Below are 21483 nucleotides of genomic sequence, written 5' to 3'. Positions count from 1 at the left end.
TGCGTGACCCACGAGATGGGCTTCGCCCGCCAGGTCGCCAACCGGGTCATCTTCATGGATGCCGGGCAGATCATCGAGATGAACGAGCCGGAAGCCTTCTTCTCCAACCCGCAGCACGAGCGCACACGGCTGTTCCTCAGCCAGATCCTGCACTAGGCGGGGTTCCGCGAACAAAAATGGCCGGACCGCGCAGGCGGCCCGGCCATTTTTTGTGTCGGTTGGCACGTGTCAGTCGGCCGGTCCGGTCGCCACCGGCCTGTCGGAGGCGCCCCATTCGCTCCAGGAGCCGTCATAGAGCGCGGTGGGCGGAGCGCCGAGGCTTTCCAGTGCCAGCCAGAGAATGGCGGCGGTGACGCCGGAGCCGCAGCTGGTGATGACCGGCTTCGACAGGTCGATGCCGGCCGCCTCGACCGCCTTGCGGATCGTTTCCGGGTCCGCGAGATGGCCATTCTTAACCACCTGGGAAACCGGCAGGTTGCGCGACCCGGGAATATGGCCGGGGCGGACGCCGGCGCGCGGCTCCGGCGCCTCACCGCGGAAACGTTCGCCCGCGCGCGCGTCCAGAACCTGGGCGCGCCGATCGGCGAGGTGAGTGGCGACCTCGTCGATCGAGGCCACCCAGTCGCGGTCGAGTGTCGCGTCGAACCGGGCGGGGAGATAGGGCGCCTCGCCGGCCTCGGTCGGCCGACCCTCGGCGAGCCATTTCGGAAAACCGCCATCGAGAATGGCGACGTCCACGGCCCCGAAGGCGCGCAGCGTCCACCAGACGCGCGGGGCTGAGAACAGGCCCTGGGTGTCGTAGACCACGATCTTCATCTGCCGGCCGATGCCGAGCGACTCCATCGCCGCCCGGAACAGCGTCTCGCTGGGCAGCATGTGCGGCAGCGGGCTCGAAATGTCGGACATCGCGTCGATGTCGAAGAACACCGCGCCGGGAATGTGGGCCTTGAGATATTCCTCACGCCCCTTCCGGCCGGTCGCCGGCATATGCCACGAGCCATCGACGATGACCAGGTTCGGGGCGCCGAGATGGGCGGCGAGCCAGTCGGTCGAGACAAGGTAGGGGTTGGCAGGCAAGGCGGTATCCGTCATGGCGCACTCCAGGTGCCGCGCGGGCATCAGGCCCAGGCCAGCCGCACGCGGCGGTTCTGCTGGCCCTTCTTCTCGATCTTCGTCACCTGCACGGCGCCGATTTCGTCGAGGCTGCGCACATGAGTGCCGCCGCAGGGCTGGAGATCAAGCCCCTCGATCTCGACCAGGCGAACCTTGCCGGTCCCCATGGGCGGCTTAACCGCCATGGTCTTGACCAGACCGGGATTGGCGAGCAGTTCCTCATCGGAAATCCATCGCTCGCGCACGCTGGCGCCGGTCGCGATCATCTCGGCGAGCTTCGCGGTGACCGTGTCCTTGTCTAGCCCGCCTTCGGGAATGTCGAAGTCGAGGCGACTCTCCTCCTCGCCGATCGATCCCCCGGTGACGGGAAAGGGCAGGGCAACAGAGAGCAGGTGGAGAGCGGTGTGCATCCGCATCCGCTTGTGACGGGTGGACCAATCGAGCCGCAGCGTGACGGCTTCTCCCGGCTCAGGCAGCTCACAGCCGGTCACCGGAACATGGATGACGTCGAGCTTGGACGGGCTGTAGATCGCCGTTTCGATGGTGATCTCGCAGCCATCGGCCCTTGTCAGCGTGCCGCGATCGCCCGGCTGGCCGCCGCCATTGGCATAGAACACCGTCCGGTCGACGACGATCCCGCCTTCGGGCGTCACCGCCGTCACCACGGCGGATGTTTCCTGACAATAGGCGTCGTCGCGGAACAGAAGGAGGGTTGTCATCACACCAGCACGTTGGGCACGTCGACGCTGCGCTCAAGCCAACCCGGCACGGGCAGGCCCTTCTCGCGCAGGAAGGCGGGGTTGAAGAGCTTCGACTGATACCGGGTGCCGAAGTCACACAATATGGTGACGATGGTATGGCCGGGCCCGAGTTCCTTCGCCAGCCGGATCGCGCCGGCAACATTGATGCCGGACGAACCGCCCAGGCACAGGCCCTCATGCTCGAGCAGGTCGAACACGATCTCAACCGCTTCGGCGTCGCCGATCTGATAGGCGCAGTCGATGGGGGCGCCTTCCAGGTTGGCGGTGATCCGCCCCTGGCCGATGCCCTCGGTGATGGAGGAGCCCTCGGATTTCAGTTCGCCCGTGGTGTAATAGCTGTAGAGCGCCGCGCCCATGGGGTCGGCAAGGCCGATCCGGATCGCCGGGTTGCGCGCCTTGAGGGCGATGCCGGTGCCGGCCAGCGTACCGCCGGTGCCGACGGCGCAGACGAAGCCGTCGACCTTGCCATTGGTCTGCGCCCAGATTTCCGGACCCGTGGTCTCGATATGGGCGAGGCGGTTGGCGACATTGTCGAACTGGTTGGCCCAGACCGCGCCGTTCGGCTCGTTCGCCGCCAGTGCCTCAGCCAGCCGCCCGGACACTTTCACGTAGTTGTTCGGGTTGGCGTAGGCGACGGCCGGCACCTCCACCAGCGTGGCGCCGGCGAGGCGAAGCATGTCCTTCTTTTCCTGGCTTTGCGTCTCGGGAATGACGATCACCGAGCGGAAGCCCAGCGCATTGCCGACCAGAGCGAGGCCGATGCCAGTATTGCCGGCCGTGCCCTCGACAATGACGCCGCCGGGACGCAGCGCGCCGCGTGCCACCGCGTCCTGGATGATGAACAGGGCGGCGCGGTCCTTCACCGACTGGCCGGGGTTGAGGAACTCCGCCTTGCCGAGGATCGTACAGCCGGTGGCCTGCGAGGCGCGCTGGAGCTTGATGAGCGGCGTGTTGCCGATCGCCTCGACGAGACCGTTGCGGATATCCATGGACCTGATTTCTGTTGCCGTGTGCCGGGGGCCACGAAATTAGTGATCCCGCTCCGCCTCGGCAACCGGCATGGCCGTGCTATTCGGCGCGAATGCGCTGAAATCGGTCGAGAGCCCGCTGGCGGGCCCATGCATGATCGACGACCGGACGCGGATAGGTTTCGCCGAGGACCACGCCGGCCTGCCGCAGCACGGCGGGCGCCGCCTCCCAGGGCTTGTGGAGGATGCTGGAGGGCAGCGCGGCCAGTTCCGGCACGAACTGCCTGACATAATGACCGTCGGGATCGAACTTCTCGCCCTGCGCAACCGGATTGAAGACGCGGAAATAGGGGGCGGCGTCGGCGCCCGAGCCGGCGACCCATTGCCAGCTCGCCGGGTTGTTCGCGGGATCGGCATCGACCAGCGTGTCCCAGAACCATTCCTCGCCCCGCCGCCAGTCGGTGAGACAATGCTTGATGAGGAAGGACGCCGCCACCATGCGCACGCGGTTGTGCATCCAGCCGGTCTGCCAGAGTTGCCGCATGCCGGCATCGACGAGGGGATAGCCGGTCAGGCCGCGCCGCCAGGCCCGCACCAGCGCCCCGTCGCTGGCCCACTCAAAGGCGTCGAAGCGATCGTTGAAATTGGCGTGCCCAATGTCGGGGAAGTGGAACAGCAGGTTATAGCTGAACTCGCGCCAATAGACCTCGCTGACGAACTTGCCCACGTCGCGCGGGGCCGCGCTGCCGTCAGCTTCGGCGTGCCGCACGGCGGCGAGCGCCCGGTGCGGGGAGATTTCGCCAAAGCGCAGATGTGGCGAAAGGCGCGACGTCGAAGGCAGGTCCGGACGGTCGCGTTGGTCGGCATAGCCGTCGAGCCCGCCATCGATGAAGGCGGCGAGCGCCGTCAGCGCACCATCCTCGCCCGGCGTCCAGGCTTGCCGTAGCCCGCCCGCCCAATCAGGTGCGGTCGGCTCCAGTGCCCATTCCTCACGCCGCTCGCCGTCTGGCGGGTGGCCGAACCTCCACTGCGAGGCGGCGCGCGAAGGCACTCGGATGGCCTGCGTCACGGCCCGCCGATAGAAGGGCGTGAATACGCGGAACGCGCCTCCCGACTGCGTTTCGACGGTCCATGGCTCGTGGAGGAGGTTTCCACCGAAGCTCTCCACGGCAATTCCGCCTGTCGTGAGCGCCAACTTCACCGCCTTGTCGACGGCGATCTCGGGGGCGCTGTAGCGGCGGTTCCAGTAAACGGCCTGCGCGCCAATGTCCCGCGCGAGATCGGGGATGCAGTCGATCGCCCGGCCACGGCGCAGGACCAACTCGCCGCCCTTCGCTTCGATCGCCGCCGCCAGCGCCGCCAGCGAGCGGCCGAGCCACCAGCGCACCGCGCCGCCGAGCGGGCGGATCCCTTCGCTCTGCTCGTCAAGCAGGAAAACGAGAACCAGCGGCCGCCCCGTCGCCTTCGCCGCGTCGAGCGCCGGATTGTCATCGAGGCGCAGATCGTCACGAAACCAGACGAGGGCGGGGCGGTCGGACGGTGGGCGCATGCGGCTAATCCTGAGGAGATCGCTTTATTACGCATCACCCGACCCAAACGATCACTTCGGGTCTCAGTGTCCGCCCGAACGCCATCAGCTGGCCGTTGCCCGGTCTCTGAGGAGAGGGCGGAGGGGCGGCTGCGTCACCGTATCCGGGCTCGGGAAACAGAACCTCATTGTCGCGGGACGCGCGGTAGCATGGCCGACCCGTCGCGGCGTCGAGGTGGGCCCAGCATCGCCTGACAACGCGGTTTTCAACTGAACCTTAGCCGCCTCAGTAATCCCACTGGGCGCCGATGCCGACCTCCGCGGCGCCGTTGGCGCCCGTCGCGCCCTGAAGCCGGATGTTCTTGGTCACATCCACATCGACCGTGACGCGGCTCGATCCCGCCGACGTGCCTTGGCGCACGCCGAGATAGATATTGTCGTTCAACCGGCGGCCAATGCCCACCTGACCACCGGTGCCCTCCGCGTCCGTGCCCAGTTCGAGGCTGTCGACGCCGAGCGAGCGGCGTACGTTTTCCAGCACTCCGGCGCCGCCGGAGAACTGTGCGGCGGCCTGTGCGAGCTGCAGCGCCTGGCCGCCATTGAGCGAACCGGCGGAGCGGCCGAACAGCAGCCGGGAGATGACCTCGTCCTGCGGCAGGGTCGGCGTGGAGGAGAAGCTGACCACCGGGCGGGAGGCCGGGCCCGAAACCAGCACCCGGGCGGTGATGTCGGTGCTGGTCGTTTCGGCGATGAAGTCGAGTTCCGGGTCGGTGGTGCCGGTGAAGGTGATGTTGCCGCGGGTGAAGGTCAGGCGACGTCCGCCGAAATCGAAAGAGCCGCGCCGCAGCTGGAACGCGCCCAGCGTCACCGGCGCCCGCGTCGTGCCGCTGAGCTTCAGCTCGCCGCCGAGCTGCGCCTCGATGCCAAGGCCGCGCACGAACACATTGTTGCTTGGCGCCGAGAGCACCAGATCGAGCGCGATACCGTTGCGGGTCGGCGCCGCCGGCCCCTGCTGGCGCTGTACGGTGGGGCTCTTGCGCTTGAACTCCGCGCTCGCATTCACGTGGCGGACATTCAGGTCCTGAACGCCGCCCGGGAAGCGGTCCGGAACGTTGATGTCCAGCGCGCGCAGCACCAGCCGGCCGGTCAGACGAGGTCCATTCAGGAACGCACCTTCGATGCCGAGGCGACCTTCCGCCACCAAACGCATGAGATCGCTGTTCACCAGTGCCGCATTGACCAGATCGAGGTCGATCCGGCCGGGGTAGCCGGCGGAGGGATCAAGCGCGACAGTGCCGCGCCCGCTGATGCTGCCGCCATTGGTGGTGGTGGCGCGGAAACTGGTGAGCGTGACCGAGCGATCGGTGCCGGTGAGCACCGCCTCGATATTGCCGAGCGCCACGCCGTTGACGGAATCGTCGAAGCGGCCGCCACTGAGCCTTACCGTGCCACCGGCACGCGGGGCGGCGAGGGTGCCGCGCAGCGTGGCGTCGACATTCGCGATGCCGGCTACGCGCGCGCCCGTGGCGGCAAGCATGGGATTGGCGATGGCGAGGTTGATGGCGCCACGCAGGGCAAGATCGAGTTCGCCGGCGCCGAGCGGCACCGAGCCGTTCAGGGTGAGGCCTTGCAGATTCTGCCCGGTGATGGTGGCGCGCAGCTGCGCCCGCCCATTGCCCAGCGTGCCCGAGGCGGCGATATCGAAAGGCCCGGCGCCGGAACTGGCGAGGTCCGGACGGCTCAGGCGGGTGATGCGAAGATCAAAGGGGCCGGTGGGCGCGGAAGCGGTGCCGCCAAGGCGCGCCGTTCCCGCCAGTGTGCCCGAGAGGTTCGCCTCTGGCGCGACGAGATTGACCAGCGCCAACGGGAGGGCCCGCAGGTCGACGGCGAGATCGAGCCGTTCGCCGGCCGTGCCGGACACGGTGGCGGCGCCGCCGCCGGCGGTCAGCGCCAGCCGGTCGATGGCAACCGTGCCGCCCGTGAGGGTGAAGGTCGCCGGCGCGCTCAATGCCGCGTTGAGGCCGGGCCGCGCTGCAGTGAGCCGATCGAGCCGCAGCCGCGCGCCGTCCGCCATCGGCTCCAGCCGGCCGGCGGCGCGCAGAGTGGTGCCCTGGGCGAGGGCCTCCAGCGTGAGATCGGTGCCGGTGGCGGTGCCATTGGCGCGAAGAGTGGCGGTCTCCACGGTCACGCCGGAAAGATCTACGGCCCGCAGATCGGCGGTGCCATCGAGCAGCGGCACGCCGCGCAGATCGCGCACGCTACCATTGATGCTGGCTGAGCCTACGCTCTGTCCGAAGGCGCGGAGCCGCTCTGCGCTGGCGCGCACATCCGCGTTCTGCTGGCCCTCGGCGACGCTGAGCGTGACATCCGCGTTCAGGGCGCCTGCCATTTCGGTGAGGGCGAGCGCGGCGATGTCGGCGATGTCGCCGGCAGCAAGATTGAGCCGTCCGTTCGCGAGGCCGTCGGGGGTCAGGGTCAGGTCGCCGCGCGCCGTGACCGAGCCGATGGCGAGATCGAGGTCTGACAGGCGGCGGCTTCCGTCCGGCTGCGTTGCCAGAGCGGCAGAGCCTCGCGCCGGCTTTCCGCCAATGTCGCCGGAGAGCGAAAACGTTCCGGCCACTTCGTTGGTGATATCCGTTGCGGAGATGTCGAGCGTCACATCGCGCAGCGGCCGTCCCTCCGCCATGCCGTCGGGCACATGCAGCGTCGCCTTGACGCCGAGGGCGTCGAGCGTTCCGGAAAAGGCGGCATCGGCCTGGAGCGCGCCGGCAAGGCGCGGGTCGATCCGCGCGAGATCGTCGAGGGCGAGCTTAGCGGTGAGGTCGGCTACATCGGTGGCGAGGCGACCATCGACGGTGGCCGAGATGCCGTCCGTCTCGATCTTGAGGCTATCTACCGAGAGCGCATTGGCGCCGTCCCGGGCGAGCGTGCCATTGATGCTGAGGCTCTGGCCGACAAGAGCATCGAGGCGGGCGATGCCCGTCTCAAGTCCCTGCGCGCGGCCCTCGACCACGGCGCTGGCGCGCGTCAGGTCCGTCGAGGCGGAGAACCGTGCGTCGAGCGTTGCCGTGCCCGCAAGGGGGCGGCCGGCGAGCGGCGAGAAGGCGGCGAGGTTCAGCCGGCTGACGCCAAGGTCGCCGTCAATGGCGCGCCCATCCGCCCGCCCGGCAAAACGCGCCGTGATCGCGGACAACTCGACCGACGCCGCTTCCAGCACGGCGTCGCCGCCTGTGGGCACCGTGCCGGCTGCCGAGAAGCGCCCCTGTGTGCCGAGTGCTGCCGCCACTTGCGGATCCACGGCGGTTAAGGCGTCTGCCGTGCCCTCCACTGAAAAAGCCAGAAGCCCGGGCACAGCGGGCAGGGTGCGCAGCGTGGCGGAGAGGCCGCCGGCGCGGTAGTCGAGGCCGGTAAGCTCAGTCGCCGTGACCCGTGCCTCGATTGCAGGCGCGCGCAACGCCCCCTTTAGCGTTCCGGCAAGGCCGAGGCTCTGCCAGCCGACGCCCGGAGCAAGGGTGGTAAAGCGTGCGGCGTCGCCCAGCTGGGCATCGAAGGTGAGGTCGGCCGTCTCGGCGGCGTCGAGCGTGCCGCTTACCGTGGCGCGGAAGCCGGCAGCGCGTGCGGTGAGCGTCTCTATGACTAGTTTCCGCGCCGGATCGACGGTTGCCGAGCCGGCTAGCTCACTTCGCCCTTCGAACAACGGCGAAACGTTTGCCGGCAAAATAGAGGCGATATCGGCGTCAATGGCGAAGTTCACCCTGTGCCCGTCCGCGACGGCGCGAATGCCCGCCGCGCCACTGGCTTCGGCGAGATCGCCGACGGTGATGCGCAGATGCCCATCCCAGGCATCGAGCGGGCCGGCGCCCTTCAGCGCGGCGGCAATCTCCGGCAGCCCATCAAAGCCGGCGGCGCGCGCCATCAACCCACCGGCCGGCTCGCGCGCGGCGATGTCGAGATCGAGACGCCCGGTTTCCGGGGCATAGCCGACGGATCCCGTTAGCGTGCCGGGCGCGTCGAGGCGCTCCAGCGCGAAGGTCATCGACATGCCCTGCGCCAGAGAGGCGAGGTTGGCTGAACCGTTCAGCGAGAGCCGCGCCGCATGACCCAGCACCGGCTCGGCGAGCACAATGTCGGGAATGGCGAGCGTTTCGAGCCGGACCGGCAGGGCGAAGGACGTCCCCTCGGTCTGGGACGGCGGCGAGGGTGGAAGTACCGGCCGGCGCTCGAGGCTGACGCGCGCCGCAGTAAGGGTGGTCACATCCACCCGCCCCGCGAGCAGAGCGAGCGGCCGCCAGTCGAGCCGCGCATTCTCAATGCGGGTGAACGGGCCTTCCGCGTCAGAGATCTCGATGCTCTCGACGCTGATGTCGAAGGGCACGAAGCCGCCCAACCCGCGAAGGGAGACGGTGAGGCCGGGAGAAGAGGCAAGCGACGAGGCGACGCGGGCGAGCAGCGCTTTGCCCGGCGGTGTCTGCAGCGCGCCGAAGGCGATGACCAGCAGCCCCAGCAACGAGAGCAGCGTGATGGCGAGTATTCTGAGCGCGCGTGTCATCAGAAGGCCTGCCCCAGACTGACATAGACGCCGAAATCACCGTCCTCCGGCCCCGGATTGAGCGGGAAGGCGAAGTCGACCCGCAGCGGGCCGATCGCCGTGTAGTAGCGCAGGCCCACGCCCGCCGAATATTTCATGCCGTCGAAGTCCGGCCATTCGGAGGCGAAGGCCGAGCCCATGTCGAAGAACGGCACAATGCCGATGGTGTCGGTGACACGAAGGCGGGCTTCCAGCGAGGCCTCGACGAAGCTGCGCCCGCCAATGATGATGCCTTCCTCGTTGCGAGGGCTGGCCGACTGGTACTCATAGCCGCGCAGCGAGCCGCCGCCGCCGACATAGAAGCGCCGCTGCGGCGGCACGTCATAAAGGCCCGCGCCGATGATGCTGCCGGCGGCCACACGACCAGCCAGGATGAAGCGCTTGCGCTCATCGAAGGCGTGGTAGGTCGAGACGGATCCCTTGAACAGGGTGGGACCGGCCCCGGCATCGCCGAGATAGGCAAAGGGTTCGACTGTCGCCGTTGCGCGCCAGCCGCGCGAGGGATCGAGCTTGCTGTCGGTGTTGTCATAGGTCAGCTCGAATGGCACGCCGACAATGCCGTAATCATTGGTGCCGGTGCTGTCCTCAACCTGCGACTGTTCGAGGTCGAGGCTCACCTGCAGGGTCAGGTCGTCGCTGTAGCGGTGCCGAACGCCGACCAGCAGCGTCACCGCCTCGCGCACATAGGCGTTGGTAACTTCTCGCAGCACCGCCGCATTGGCAACAAGGTCGTCCTGCGCCGTATAGATGCCGGGCTTCACGAAGGCGGCGGCGAGCTTGTAGCCGAACGGGTCGGCCGTGGGCACCGCCTCCGACTTCTCGCCGAACCACGAGACCTGGGCATCGAGCCGCAGAGTCTCACCGCCACCAAACAGGTTGCGATGGCCCCAATAGGCATTGATCGCCGACCCATCGGTCGACGAATAGGTGGCGCTGACGCCGATATAGCGCGGCTTGCGGGGCGACACTTCGATTGTCACCGGCAGGCTGCCATCGGCCTCCAGCCGGTCGGCCTCGCGCACGCGCACGCTGGCGATCGCCTCATATTCCAGCAGGCGGCGGCGCATCCGGTCCAGCACCTCGGGCGAATACGGCGTGCCCGGCGCGATCTCGATGCGCTCCTCGATGAAGCCGGGGGTGAGGAAATCGGCGCCAACGACGTTGAAGCGGCCGAACGTGGCGATCGGACCCGGGGAGACGAGAAACGTGACATCCACCATGTGCGAGGCATGGTCGGCCACGACTTCCTTGCTCTCGATCCGGGCGAAGGGATGGGCCATCCGCCGCCAATGATCGACGATCATGCCTTCGGCGCGGACGATGGACGTCGCCAGGGCGGCCTCTCCAGGCACCAGCCGTAGCCGCGACAGGGCCGGGGCGTCGGCCAGCAGGCGGCGGGTTGCGGCATCGAGCAATTCGACGCGTCCGAACTGGAACTGTGGGCCGGCCTGTACCGCGACCTGCACCGGCACGGGCCCGCGCGCCCGTGCGGCTTCCACACGTTGGAACACATCGGGGGCATCCGGCGGGCTTCCGGCGATGCGGATGCGGATGATGCCACCATAATAGCCGGCGCCGTAGAGCGCGGCGTTGATGTCCCGCCGATCCGCCAGCGCCCGGCGCACCAGGCCGGCGGCGCCGGACGGCGGGCGCTCGCTCAACCGTTCGAGGTTCGAGGCGGCCTCGATCCGGTCCTTCAGGGTGCTGTCGCCGCCGGTCACGTCGAGTGTCACGGTGTAAGGCGTGGCGTCCGGGGCCGGGGGGCCGGATGAGATCGGTCGGGGGCTGAACAGATTGATCAGTGGGCCGAAGAACCCGCCATTCGCGCCATCCTCGGCCGCCTCGTCATTGTTGCCGCCGAAAAGCTGGGCGGAGGCCGGCACGGGGAGGGCAGGCAGGGCAAGAGCCACGCAGAACGCGAGCGCAAGCCAAAGATGCCCTTTCCGTCTTCCACCCGCCAAACCGTCTACTCCTGCATCAATGGCCGGACTGTCGCCTGACCGTGGCAACATTCCTTTCGGACCGCGAAACTAGCCCGGCGACAATGAACGCCAGCTTTCCATAGGTGAGCCTGCTCCTGATTGCCGTGCGAAACCGCGGGACGTCAACCTTGCAGGCGGAAGAATGCAAATTTCAGCGCTGCTGGACGACAGAAATCTGGCGACGGCCAAGGGCTTGGCGCTGCGCCGCTGGCGTCTGGTACCTTCAACTGCCTCTTACCTCGCGCCACGTCTTCCCCTCCCTATGACGCTTCACCGAGCTCTGCACCCCTTTACGGCGCAGCGGGCACAAAGTTCCGCGCTACCGTGATAGGTCGTGTTCCGGGCGGGGACGCAGCAGCAGCGGCGGCCGCATCCACCCGGCAGCCGCGCATCTTGGTGCATCCTGTGCGGCATGTGGCTTGGCTGATCGATGCCGCGCGCCACTCGTTGCGCTGTGTCGCGGACAAAAACTGCAGTGAGGACATGCGCGACGCGCGCCGGCAGCGTCCGGCCGCCTGCGCTGGGTGGCGTCGTATCAGACCCCGCCTTCAGAAAACGCCGTCGGCAGGCAGCGGGCGCCCGAGAGGCGTCGACGCGCAGACTAGCTGGTGAGATAGTCCCGCTACTTAGTTGGCGAGGTAGTCCCGAAGCTCGGTGGCCAGCGCCTCGATCTCGGCGGCGCCTTTTGAGCCGGGCTCAGCTTCAAGCACTGTGAGTCCCCGCCCCATGCTGGCGGCGAAGCCTACGCGGTTGCCGAGCCGCGTGCGGGCGGCGGGGTGCCCGAGCGCCTCGATCGCGGCGCCCATGTCGTGGGTGAGGGCCGCGCGCGATTGCGCCCGGTTGATCACCAGCAGACACGATGTGCCTTCCTTGGCGATCATCTCCAGCGTCGGTCGTGTGGCCCACAGGTCGATCGGGGTTGGCTGCACGGGTACGACGACAAGATCCGCCACTTCGATGGCCGGGCGCGATTCGACGTCGGATTTCGGCGGGGTGTCGATCACGACGAAATTGTAATCGCGCACCAGGCTGCGCGCCTCGCGTCGCGCACCCCATCCGGAGGCCGTCCGGAAGGACAGGCCGGTCGCATCCTCGCCAAGACTGGCCTCGCGCGCCTCGAACCACTCACCAAGGCTCCCCTGGGGATCGCAGTCGAGCAGGGCAACGCGCGCCAGCGACCCGAAGACCGACTGTTGCGAGAGCGCAACAGCAAGGTGGGCCGCTAGCGTCGTTTTACCGGACCCACCCTTCTGCTGAGCGATAGTGATAATTCTGCCACTCACCGTAAGCCCTCCATTTCGATGTCACGTTTGTGGCGTAACTAAAATGCAACAGATGGTTCTGAGAGTGACGATCAGGATGCCTGGCCTCGTGTAGATGCCCGTAAGGGTTGTGCTGGCGGCAGTCGCCGAAGGTCACGCCCCTGCACTGGAGCCGAGAACGACGACTTTGGTGCCGACCCCGACCCGGCCATAGAGGTCAATGGCGTCCTGATTGATCATTCGAATGCACCCTGAGGACACGTTCGTCCCGATCGTGTCGGGCTCCAGCGTGCCGTGAATGCGGTAAAGCGTGTCGCGGCCGTTCTGCCAGAGGTACAGCGCCCGGGCCCCCAGGGGGTTGGACAACCCGCCCGCAACGCCCTCGCCGCTCTGCAGGCGCGTGAGCTGGGCCTGAATGTCGGGGCGGCGCTGGATCATCTCCTTCGGCGGGTACCAGTCCGGCCACTCCTGCTTCGAATTGATCGTGGCGGCGCCCGACCAGCCAAAGCCTTCCTTACCGACACCGACGCCATAGCGGATCGCCGTCCCGCCTGGCTGGACGAGATAAAGGAAGTGCGCCCCCGGATCGATGACGATGGTGCCGGGCGGATAGCTCGACGCATAGGCCACCTCGCGGCGGAGATAGATCGGGTCGATCTGTGAGACGTCGACAGCCGCGATAGGAAACTTATCTGCCACCGGGCCGTACCGGCCGGTGGCGGCATAGGCGGAGACGCTGCTGGTTCCGAGGGGCGGCGTGCTGGCGGAGGTGGTGCGCTTGCATCCCCCCAGGGCGGCCGCCGCGCTGGCCACACAGAGCCCAAGAAGGGCGCGACGACGAAGTTCGAACATGGTGCAACCCCTTGTGACTCGTTCGCAGAATCTTAATGCAATCTTGGTAAACAAGTCCTTGCCACGATCCTAGCGGATACACCATGACGGGCTTGGATCGGGGTGCTGCGATTCGGGGCGCACGAGGCATCTGTTGTGAATGTCACTTCCTTTTGTCCGCGAATCCGCCGGGCTATGTACTTTGCACTGGCTTAGGTATCGAATGTAGGGGCCACCCAGATTGCGCCGTTCGGTCTTTAAATTGACAGGCGAATTGAAGTCAATGCGATTCAAAATATAACGTAAGATCAATAGGTTAAATCAAAGACCGAAGATATCAATTTATCCAAATATGTTATCGACACTCAACAATTCAACAGTCAGTGTTTGTGTATGTCCGAGAGGGCATTGAGCGGCCGGCTGAACTGCCAAGTGATCGCCTGATCGGGTGCCAGAATCCGGGCGAGCCGTTAGCCGTAGAGTTAGTTTCTGCGCTTCCACAGCTGAGGTGCCCACATGGAGTGGCTCTTGCGCTCGGATAGCGGGGTCCCGGGAGCAGTGCCTTTTCGGTCGAAAAAGGCACCGGGATGCATTCAGTTGCAGAGACGATGCAGTACAAGGTACTAAATGTCAGTAGGTGTCTGAGATGAGTTGATTGCCGCGCTAGCCGTCAGCGATCAATGCGCCGAGGATGCTTAGACTTAAAAACAGGTTATGCCAGATAGCTGACGCAAAGAGTGAGGTTGGTAGGCGGCTGTCTGGACGGCGTGTAATTAAGTCAACCTATCTGTGGTTATGAGAAGTACCTAGGCCGAGACGCGCTCCGAGTCGGATCGCGCAGCGCGAGCAGCTTCGTGCCGGGTGCGGTGTCAGGGTCGTTCGGATCCGCCGCCTGGCGTTTGCGGCCACCTTTTGGGCACTGAAAATTTACACTGACATATGTATCCTATGCCCTGCCAATGAGTTCGAGGGCTTCCTATGTCGAAATACAGCGCCTTGACAACGTTTCTTTCCAGCCGGACGCAACCGAGAATTTCTATGTCGTTTGAGGACATAGAGAGGATTGTTGGAGCGCAGCTTCCACAATCGGCATTCAATCACCGCGCCTGGTGGAGCAACAATCCAACCAACAGTGTCATGACCAAGGCATGGCTCGCGGCCGGCTTCCGTTCCGAGGAAGTCGACATGGTTGGACGCAAGCTGGTGTTCAGTCGGCATCAGCCGAAGGTGTTGCCAGGCGGAGCGACTAGGGTGGCGCCGGCCTCGACAGGATCGCCCCTCGCCGGTTTGTTCGGCGGCTTGAAGGGCACGGTGCATATCGAGCCCGGGACTGATCTCACTTTGCCCAGCACTGCCCCTATCTACCTCTATGACGGGGGTGAGCTCGAGACGTCGCGCGGCGCGGCGGTGCCGTCGCAGGATGTGTGGCCTTCACGCCACAGCGATGCTCAGCCCGTGTCGGCTGAGGAATTTAATCCACAGCTGGGCAGTGGATGGCCGGAGGAGAACTGACATGGGCATGCCACTTCTCCTTGATACCTGCGCGGCGCTATGGGTGGCGCAGGGCGCGCCGATCTCCGATGAGGCCCGGGGTACGCTGATCGAGGCGCGCCTGCGCGGGGCGCCGATTTCCATCTCACCCATGTCGGCCTGGGAAATCGGCAGGCTGGTCGAGCAGGGGCGGGTGCGCCTCGCCATGGAGCCGGGCAAATGGTTCTCGGCGCTGGTGGGCCTGCCAGGCATGAGCGTGGCGGCGATGACTCCGGAGACCTTGATTGCCTCGTCATTCCTGCCGGGCGTGCCGCCGCTTGATCCGGTCGACCGGGTGTTGATCGCGACGGCGCGGGACCAGGGCTACAGGTTGATGACGCGTGACCGGATCATGCTCGACTACGCCGAGACCGGCTATCTGCAAGCCGTGGCCTGCTAACGCGCGCCATCGTCCCGCCGTCGCGTGCCGGCGCGGAGTGGCCGGCACGGTGAGATGAAGGTCAGCGCGGGCGTGGGAGCGCGCTAACCGCATCCACCCATGAATAATCGAAATAGCCATCGCGGGCGAGGGTGTGCAACCTGTCCGTGCGCACAAGTCCGTCCTCGATGAAGCGTTCGTCGATGTGGACGCCAACGATTTCCCCGAAAGTGACATGACGGCCGGTCGTTTTGCCATGGCGGTCGGCGACGTCGATTGTGTCTATCCAGACACACTCGAGTGCGCAGGGGGAGGCCGCGACGCGGGGGGGCTTCACCAATCGGGACGGCGCCCGCTCTAGTTCGGCGAGGTCGAACTCGCTCTCGCCCGGGGGAATGGCCTTGGAGGTGAGATTGACCGCCTCCATGAGCTCGCGTGTCGCCAGGTTGCAGACGAACTCGCCCGTCGCCATCACGTTGCGGACGGTATCCTTCAAGCCGGCGCTGGAGAACATGACGATGTCGGGGCTTTCGCTCACCATGTTGAAGAAGGAGTAGGGGGCGAGGTTGGCGACCCCCTCCGCCGACAAAGTGGAAATCCATCCGATGGGGCGCGGCGCGATGATCGCCTTGAGTGGATTGTGCGGCAGGCCGTGATTCTTGCGGGCGGTTTCATAGAACATGGATCAGTACCGGGTGATGAGGTCGGCGAGCGCCGGCCGGGGGCGGTCGTCCTGCGGGCGGGCCAGGGTGCCGATATGCACGAAGCCGATGATGCGCTCGCTCTCCGAGAGGCCCAGCGCCGCGCGAGCCCGGCCATCATAGGCGTACCATTCGGTGAGCCAGGTTGCCGCATAGCCCTGTGCGTGGGCCGCGAGTAGCAGCAGGGTGCAGGCTGCGGCACCGGAAAGCGTCTGCTCCCACTCCGGAATCTTGGCATGGGGGGCGGTCTTGGAGACGACCGCGATCACCAGCGGAGCGCGGGTGAGGCGGCCACGTTCAATCGCGACGCGCTCGGGTTCGGCTTCGGGATTGTCGGTGAGAAAAACAGCGGCGATGGCATCGCCCGCCCGGTCGCGGGCGTCGCCCTGGAAGAGGATGAAGCGCCAGGGAGCGAGTTTGCCGTGATCGGGAACCCGCGAGGCGATGGCCAGCATCGAATCAAGCTCGGCATCCGTCGGCCCGGGAGAGGTGAGGTCGAATAGCTTCGGGCTCTTGCGTGTCCGCAGGAGATCGAGGGCAGATCCGGCAAGGGTCATCGGTTGGTTCCACTGGTAAGGATGGGGCGGCAGGAGGGCGGCCCGCCTGTAGGATGCCTATGGATGACGAGCCCGAGACGGTTGTTCAACCCTACCGTCGATTGGGGCCGTTATCGGCGGCTTCGGGGCGGGGACGTGTCCGCCCTCAATCCATCTTTATGCGTCGTTGCTCGGGCGGGAAGAAGCCTAGGGCGCAGCACCGACGCAATCGCACAAGGCGGCCTTGATGAGACTCTCGGCTTTGCCGCGGATTCGCCATGCCCCCGAGGCGCGCGCATGCGGAGATCAAACCGCTCCAGCGTTGTCTGTGCCCGGCGGGCCGTGGTCGTCGGGTCGCGCGCGCACGTGGAGATGAAGTGTTCATCGCGAAGGGTGGCTCGTTTAGCTCGCGGCCGGGATGCCGCGACCTCGAAGCGCCTCCCGAGAGTTGCCCAGGCGAGCAAGCACCGCCGCTATCCTCCCGCAAGCCGCCGCGTGAAGGTCAGTGCTGTGCCCGGAGGTGACTTGAATTTGCCTCTGTTTGAAGGCACCAACGGCAGTGATGTTTCAGCTTTCTCACCCTTCTCTTCGCCGGTTCGGGCTCAGCGTTCGGCAGGCCCTCGCACGCGGCGGCGCCGAAACCAAGAGCGCCCGCCGCTGCGCGGCGATCGTGGCTTTGCTGACGCTGGCCCTTCCGGCAGGTGCCATGGCGGAGGAGGCGGGTTTCGCGCCGCCGGCGCGCGTGGCGCAACTCTCTCCCTTCCACTCGCCGGCCCCGACGCTTGCGCCCTCGCCGTTCAATCCGTCGCAGATCCAGCCTTCGCGCGCGCTGCCTTTTGTCGGCGCGCCGCTGGATGCCCCGCCTTCCGGCAGCGCCGGGCCGGCCGCCCGCATTCCCGCGACCGGGCGGGCCGAGGGCGACGATCCGCACACCATCCTGCCGCAGCCACCGGCGGGAAAAGTGGCGATCGGGATGAGCGCCCGTTTCGGCGAGAAGGAGGGGCTGATCCCGCGCGGCCTGATCTGGCGCGTCTTCGCCGACCGGCCGGAAGCCTCCGGCGCCTATCCGCTGGTGGCGGAAGCGGCCGATCCGGCGCCGGTGTTCTTCCTCTCGCCCGGCGGCTATGTGGTGCATGTGGCCTATGGCCTCGCCAGCGTGGCGCGGCGGATCGTGGTTGGGGAGGAATCGCGGCGCGAGCAACTTGTCGTTCCCGCTGGCGCCGTAACGCTGCACAGCGATGTCGCCGACAAGCCGCTGCCGGCCGAGAAGGTCACGTATGATCTCTTCGAGGGAAGCTTCCTGCAGGGCAGGGCGTCGAGCCGTCCTTATTATCGTGGTGCGACTCCGGGTGATCTCATCATCCTGCCGGCCGGCGATTATTACGTCGTTTCCACCTATGGCGACGGCAATGCGGTGATCCAGGCCGACCTTGCCGTAGCGCCGGGAAAAGTGACGGACGCGACGCTGCACCATCGTGCCGGCGAGGTCACGTTGCGGCTGGTGAAGATGGCGGGCGGCGAGCCGCTCCTGGAGACGCAGTGGTCGATCGGTACACCCGGCGGCGACAGCGTGAAGGAATCGATCAATGCCGAGCCCACTTTCGTGCTGGCGGAAGGCGAATACACGGCGGTCGCGCGCTTCGAGGGCAAGACCTATTCCAAGGTCTTCAATGTCGAGTCTGGCGAGAATGGCTCGGTCGAGGTGCGCGTCGGCGAGCAGGTGACGCCGGACGCGCTCGATACGCAGGACGGCAGCGGCGACTGACCGCAACTTTCTGCGTGCCTCATATGGTCAACGGTTTCTTAAGCGGCCGGCGGGCATCATCGTCCTCGTGTTGAACCGGGCCGGGAGTGCGCAATGATCGTGCGGCAGTTTCTGGATTGGGCGCGGACCGCTCCAGAGGATGCGCGGGCCAAGGCGGTCGCCGCTCTCGCCCGCGCCTATGTGCGGCCCGAACTGGGGGCGGCCGAGCGCGCGGAAATTGACGAGGCTCTGCCGGGGCTGGTGGCCGACCCTTCGCCCCTCGTGCAGTTGCAGCTGGCTTCCGCCCTCTGTCGCCACCCGCTGGTGCCCGTCGATGTCGTTCTTCAGTTGGCGCGGCTTCCGGGTGCGGCTGGTGCGTTGGTGCTCGAACATTCGGCGGTGCTGAATGTGCGCGAACTCATCGCCCTGTGTACCGGCGGCGATACTGGCAGGCAGGCGGCCATCGCCCGGCGGGACGGACTTCCGGCGCCCGTGACGGCGCTGCTGGCAGAGGTGGCGGATGTCGGAGTCTTGCTGGAACTGGTGAGAAATCGCACGGCGGACGTGCCCGGCTTCGCGCTCGGCCAGATCGTGTCGCGCTTCGGCGGCGTGCCGGAACTGCGCGAGGCGGTGCTGAGCCGTCCCGATCTTCCGGCCGCGGCGCATCAGGCGCTGATCCGCGTCGTGGCCGGCGCGCTCTCGGCCTATGTCGAGGAACGCCAATGGCTCTCGCCGGCCGAGGCGGCGCGTCTGGCGCGCGAAGCCAGCGACCAGGCCACGGTGACGCTGGCTTCGCCCCCCCAATTCACCCAGACCCGCGCCCTGGTTCAGGGCTTGCAAGCGCGGGGCGAACTGACCTCGGCGCTGGTGCTGCGCTCGCTGCTGTCGGGTCAGATGCGGCTTTTCCTTGAAGCGGTGTCGGTGCTCTCCGGGATCCCCGTTGACCATGTCGCGGCCCTGGCCGCCGACCGCTCCGGCGAGGCGTTCCGCGTTCTCTATGAGCGGCTTGGATTGCCGGCTGGGGCCTTCATCGCCTTTCGCACTGCCTTGGGTGTCGTCCAGTCGGAATCTTATCTGGATGATCTGGACGGCGAGCCAGGGCTTCGCCTGCGCATTCTCGATGAGGTGCTCGCGGCCTATGAGGCGGCGGGCGAGAGCGCGCAGGGCAACCGCATCGTCGGTATGCTGCACCGCTGGCAGGGCGAGGCGCGCGAGCGATCCGACAGGCAGACGCTCGCGGCGTGAACGCCTCTTTAGCCGAACTGCTCGGCCAGAATGCGCTCCTCGATCGAATGGTCGCGGTCGACCAGCATGGTCATTGACGAGTTCGGATCGAGCCGGGCCCGCACGGCCACCACGTCGCGCACCTCGAAATGATCGGCCGTGGCATTCACCGGCCGCTTTTCGAACTCCATCACGGCAATGTCGACGCGGGCCCTGTCAGGCACCAGCGCACCACGCCAACGGCGCGGCCGGAAGGCGGAGATCGGCGTGACGGCGAGGAGCGGCGTGCCGATCGGCAGGATCGGACCCTGGGCGGACAGGTTGTAGGCCGTCGAACCGGCCGGGGTCGCCACCAGCACGCCGTCGCAGATCAGTTCCTCCATCCGCACCTTGCCATCGATGGCGATGCGCAGCTTCGCCGCCTGGTAGGACTGGCGGATGAGGGAAACCTCGTTGATGGCCCAGGCGCGGTGCTGGCGTCCCTTGATGTCGGTTGCTTCCATCATCAGTGGGTGAATGACCACGCGCTGCGAGGCGGCGATGCGCGCCGGCAGGTCCTCCTCGCGAAAGCTGTTCATGAGAAAGCCGACCGACCCGCGATTCATGCCGTAGATCGGCGTCCCGCTGTCGCGGAAGCGGTGCAGGGTCTGCAGCATGAAGCCGTCACCGCCGAGGGCGATGATGACGTCGGCGTCTTCCGGAGCCACCGTGCCGTAGCGCGCGACTAGTCGCGCCTGGGCCTGGAGGGCGTCCGGCGCTTCGCTGGCGACGAAGGCGATGCGGCCAAAGGCTGGTGCCGCGTCGACCTCGTTGCTGCTCGAACCGGCGGGGCGGGCGACTTCGTTCATGCGGACAGCCCGGTTCGGGGTGAAAAGGCGCAGAGCTGGCGCGAGCGTGCCGCTCAGTCTGCGGGGTCGCGCAGATAGGGCTCGACCGGCCCGACCAGCTTAACCGTCATCGGGTTGCCGGCGCGGTCTTTCGCCTTGCCGACCGAGACGCGGATCCAGCCCTCGCTGACGCAGTACTCCTCGACATTGGTTTTCTCCGCGCCCTTGAAGCGGATGCCGACGCCACGCTCCAGCAGCTCCGCATTGTGAAACGGGCTGCTCGGATCGCTCGACAGGCGGTCGGGAAGAGGTTCGGACATGGGCGGGGCCTCGGCTCACGGAAACGATTGCGCGAGACATAGCCCCGCGCTGCCGGTTTTGCCAACCCATATGCCCAAGCCGGACGCCGCGCCGCCGATGGGGCGCGGCGCTGGCCGGTCAGAGAACAGGGCGCCAGAGGGCCGGCACCACGGCGTAGCCGTCGCCTTCCTTGCGGATGAAGCCGGTCGCCGGGAACGGGTAGTGGTAGCCCGTCAATTGGAGACGCTCCGCCGCCACCATGTCGTAGATGCGTCGCCGCGTCTGCGCCGCCTTCGCGCCGTCCATGTCGTACTGCACCTGCCAATCCGGGTTCGGCGCAAACAGGATCGGCGTGTTGGTGGTGTCAGACTGGATGAAAAGCCGGTCATTGCCGGAGGCAAAGATGAACGCCGTGTGGCCGGGCGTATGGCCGGAAGCGTCGACGGTGGTCAGGCCGGGAGCGATCTCCTTGTCCCAGCCATAGCGGTTCACCTTGCTGTCGATATCCTTGAACACCCGCCGCACATTCTGGAAAGCGGCCTTCTGGCCTTCCGGCGCTCGGCTCATCTCCCCTTCATCCATCCAGAACGCCCATTCGGCCTCGGGGACGAGAATCTCGGCATTGGGGAAGGCGAGCCCGCCATCGGCCGCGCGCAGGCCGTTAATGTGGTCGCCATGGAAATGCGAGATGACCACCGTCTCGATGTCCGCCGGCTTGACCCCCGCCCAGGCAAGATTGGCCTGGAGCCGCCCAACCGGCGCATTGCCCGATTGCGGCCCGTTGCCGGTATCGATCAGTGTCAGCTTGCCGCCATTATTGATCAGCAGCGGGTTGAACGGGATCGACAACGTGTCCTTGGGCAGGAAGGCGAGGTCGAGCGCCGCATTGATTTCGTCGCGCGAGGCGTTGCGCACGAAGCCGTCGGGCAACGGGAAGGTGCGCATGCCGTCATTGACGGCCGTCAATTCGGCGCTGCCGACCAGATAGCGGTAGAGGCCGGGTACTTGCTGCCCCGCACCCGCCTGGGCGACGGCCGGCGACGTGCCGGTCGCCAACAGCGGCAATGCAGCGGGAAGCGCGGCCAGGCTGGCGGCACCGGCAAGCGCATGGCGGCGGGACATGATCGTCATCGCAGGCTCCGTCGTGAGTGGGCGACCCATCGGGTTCGTCGCCGCACGCTAGTGATGCCAGGTGCCGCGGTCACGACC

General features: G+C 66.8%; 17 protein-coding genes and 1 pseudogene. 5 read left to right on the top strand and 13 right to left on the bottom strand.

The annotated features are described in order from the left end of the window. Positions 1-156: pseudogene (locus BLO63_RS21395) on the top strand (amino acid ABC transporter ATP-binding protein); the annotation flags it as partial. 72 nt (positions 157-228) lie between these two features. Here the strand turns inward: BLO63_RS21395 and sseA are convergent. From sseA to BLO63_RS20460, 8 genes are all read right to left on the bottom strand, one after another. Continuing rightward, positions 229-1092, bottom strand: coding sequence for a 3-mercaptopyruvate sulfurtransferase (gene sseA / locus BLO63_RS20495; protein ID WP_091444652.1), 864 nt, complete (start codon positions 1090-1092; stop codon positions 229-231). A gap of 26 nt (positions 1093-1118) precedes the next feature. Beyond that, positions 1119-1832 (bottom strand): alanyl-tRNA editing protein, encoded by a 714-nt coding sequence (locus BLO63_RS20490; RefSeq protein WP_091444649.1) that lies wholly within the window; start codon positions 1830-1832, stop codon positions 1119-1121. Then, on the bottom strand, positions 1832-2863 hold the full coding sequence (locus BLO63_RS20485; RefSeq protein ID WP_091444646.1) for a cysteine synthase A: 1032 nt from the start codon (positions 2861-2863) through the stop codon (positions 1832-1834). The genes BLO63_RS20490 and BLO63_RS20485 overlap by 1 nt, the downstream gene beginning before the upstream one ends. Positions 2864-2942: 79 nt before the next feature. After that, entirely contained in the window at positions 2943-4391 is a 1449-nt protein-coding gene (locus tag BLO63_RS20480; RefSeq protein WP_091444643.1) for a cryptochrome/photolyase family protein, read from the bottom strand. A gap of 265 nt (positions 4392-4656) precedes the next feature. Beyond that, positions 4657-8919 carry a translocation/assembly module TamB domain-containing protein gene (locus BLO63_RS20475; protein ID WP_244518006.1) on the bottom strand — a complete coding sequence of 1421 codons (4263 nt, stop codon included), beginning with the start codon at positions 8917-8919 and terminating at the stop codon, positions 4657-4659. Next, entirely contained in the window at positions 8919-10868 is a 1950-nt protein-coding gene (locus tag BLO63_RS20470; RefSeq protein ID WP_091444639.1) for an autotransporter assembly complex protein TamA, read from the bottom strand. Before BLO63_RS20470 ends, BLO63_RS20475 begins: the two co-directional genes overlap by 1 nt. 698 nt (positions 10869-11566) lie before the next feature. Beyond that, positions 11567-12223, bottom strand: a complete 657-nt coding sequence (parA, locus tag BLO63_RS20465; RefSeq protein WP_091444636.1) for a ParA family partition ATPase — start codon at positions 12221-12223, stop codon at positions 11567-11569. 132 nt (positions 12224-12355) lie between these two features. Continuing rightward, on the bottom strand, positions 12356-13054 hold the full coding sequence (locus tag BLO63_RS20460) for a L,D-transpeptidase (protein WP_091444633.1): 699 nt from the start codon (positions 13052-13054) through the stop codon (positions 12356-12358). A 957-nt stretch (positions 13055-14011) separates the two neighbouring features. On the opposite strand from BLO63_RS20460, the gene BLO63_RS20455 reads away from it, so the two are divergent. Together BLO63_RS20455 and BLO63_RS20450 are read left to right on the top strand one after the other, a co-directional pair. Continuing rightward, on the top strand, positions 14012-14545 hold the full coding sequence (locus BLO63_RS20455) for a DUF7662 domain-containing protein (protein WP_425284349.1): 534 nt from the start codon (positions 14012-14014) through the stop codon (positions 14543-14545). Between the two features lie 7 nt (positions 14546-14552). Then, positions 14553-14963, top strand: a complete 411-nt coding sequence (locus BLO63_RS20450) for a type II toxin-antitoxin system VapC family toxin (RefSeq protein ID WP_244518005.1) — start codon at positions 14553-14555, stop codon at positions 14961-14963. A gap of 61 nt (positions 14964-15024) precedes the next feature. Here the strand turns inward: BLO63_RS20450 and BLO63_RS20445 are convergent, their stop codons facing one another. Together BLO63_RS20445 and BLO63_RS20440 are read right to left on the bottom strand one after the other, a co-directional pair. Further along, complete coding sequence (locus BLO63_RS20445; protein ID WP_091444624.1) at positions 15025-15624, bottom strand: flavin reductase family protein; 600 nt, start codon at positions 15622-15624, stop codon at positions 15025-15027. A 3-nt stretch (positions 15625-15627) separates the two neighbouring features. Further along, complete coding sequence (locus BLO63_RS20440; protein WP_091444621.1) at positions 15628-16200, bottom strand: nitroreductase family protein; 573 nt, start codon at positions 16198-16200, stop codon at positions 15628-15630. A gap of 649 nt (positions 16201-16849) precedes the next feature. On the opposite strand from BLO63_RS20440, the gene BLO63_RS20435 reads away from it, so the two are divergent. Beyond that, the gene (locus tag BLO63_RS20435) at positions 16850-17944 is read left to right on the top strand and encodes a hypothetical protein (protein WP_244518004.1); all 1095 of its coding nucleotides are present in this window, start codon (positions 16850-16852) and stop codon (positions 17942-17944) included. 93 nt (positions 17945-18037) lie between these two features. Continuing rightward, positions 18038-19168, top strand: a complete 1131-nt coding sequence (locus BLO63_RS20430; RefSeq protein WP_091444619.1) for a DUF2336 domain-containing protein — start codon at positions 18038-18040, stop codon at positions 19166-19168. Between the two features lie 8 nt (positions 19169-19176). Here the strand turns inward: BLO63_RS20430 and BLO63_RS20425 are convergent, their stop codons facing one another. The 3 genes from BLO63_RS20425 to BLO63_RS20415 all read right to left on the bottom strand — a co-directional run bounded on the left by BLO63_RS20425 (position 19177) and on the right by BLO63_RS20415 (position 21405). Next, positions 19177-19995, bottom strand: a complete 819-nt coding sequence (locus BLO63_RS20425) for an NAD kinase (protein ID WP_091444614.1) — start codon at positions 19993-19995, stop codon at positions 19177-19179. A gap of 53 nt (positions 19996-20048) precedes the next feature. After that, positions 20049-20294, bottom strand: coding sequence for a DUF3297 family protein (locus BLO63_RS20420; RefSeq protein WP_091444611.1), 246 nt, complete (start codon positions 20292-20294; stop codon positions 20049-20051). A gap of 118 nt (positions 20295-20412) precedes the next feature. After that, positions 20413-21405 (bottom strand): MBL fold metallo-hydrolase, encoded by a 993-nt coding sequence (locus tag BLO63_RS20415; RefSeq protein ID WP_091444610.1) that lies wholly within the window; start codon positions 21403-21405, stop codon positions 20413-20415. Positions 21406-21483 lie beyond the last annotated feature (78 nt).

Source organism: Ancylobacter rudongensis (genome assembly GCF_900100155.1).
Classification (GTDB): domain Bacteria; phylum Pseudomonadota; class Alphaproteobacteria; order Rhizobiales; family Xanthobacteraceae; genus Ancylobacter; species Ancylobacter rudongensis.
Note: the sequence above shows the minus strand (reverse complement) of the source record. Positions and strands in the feature narration are given on the sequence as shown.

Excerpts from the sequence above, each read along its gene's own strand:
- sseA (WP_091444652.1), bottom strand. The coding sequence starts at position 1,092 with ATGACGGATACCGCCTTGCCTGCCAACCCCTACCTTGTCTCGACCGAC.
- BLO63_RS20490 (WP_091444649.1), bottom strand. The coding sequence starts at position 1,832 with ATGACAACCCTCCTTCTGTTCCGCGACGACGCCTATTGTCAGGAAACA.
- BLO63_RS20485 (WP_091444646.1), bottom strand. The coding sequence starts at position 2,863 with ATGGATATCCGCAACGGTCTCGTCGAGGCGATCGGCAACACGCCGCTC.
- BLO63_RS20480 (WP_091444643.1), bottom strand. The coding sequence starts at position 4,391 with ATGCGCCCACCGTCCGACCGCCCCGCCCTCGTCTGGTTTCGTGACGAT.
- BLO63_RS20475 (WP_244518006.1), bottom strand. The coding sequence starts at position 8,919 with ATGACACGCGCGCTCAGAATACTCGCCATCACGCTGCTCTCGTTGCTG.
- BLO63_RS20460 (WP_091444633.1), bottom strand. The coding sequence starts at position 13,054 with ATGTTCGAACTTCGTCGTCGCGCCCTTCTTGGGCTCTGTGTGGCCAGC.
- BLO63_RS20455 (WP_425284349.1), top strand. The coding sequence starts at position 14,012 with ATGTCGAAATACAGCGCCTTGACAACGTTTCTTTCCAGCCGGACGCAA.
- BLO63_RS20450 (WP_244518005.1), top strand. The coding sequence starts at position 14,553 with ATGCCACTTCTCCTTGATACCTGCGCGGCGCTATGGGTGGCGCAGGGC.
- BLO63_RS20445 (WP_091444624.1), bottom strand. The coding sequence starts at position 15,624 with ATGTTCTATGAAACCGCCCGCAAGAATCACGGCCTGCCGCACAATCCA.
- BLO63_RS20440 (WP_091444621.1), bottom strand. The coding sequence starts at position 16,200 with ATGACCCTTGCCGGATCTGCCCTCGATCTCCTGCGGACACGCAAGAGC.
- BLO63_RS20430 (WP_091444619.1), top strand. The coding sequence starts at position 18,038 with ATGATCGTGCGGCAGTTTCTGGATTGGGCGCGGACCGCTCCAGAGGAT.
- BLO63_RS20425 (WP_091444614.1), bottom strand. The coding sequence starts at position 19,995 with ATGAACGAAGTCGCCCGCCCCGCCGGTTCGAGCAGCAACGAGGTCGAC.
- BLO63_RS20420 (WP_091444611.1), bottom strand. The coding sequence starts at position 20,294 with ATGTCCGAACCTCTTCCCGACCGCCTGTCGAGCGATCCGAGCAGCCCG.
- BLO63_RS20415 (WP_091444610.1), bottom strand. The coding sequence starts at position 21,405 with ATGACGATCATGTCCCGCCGCCATGCGCTTGCCGGTGCCGCCAGCCTG.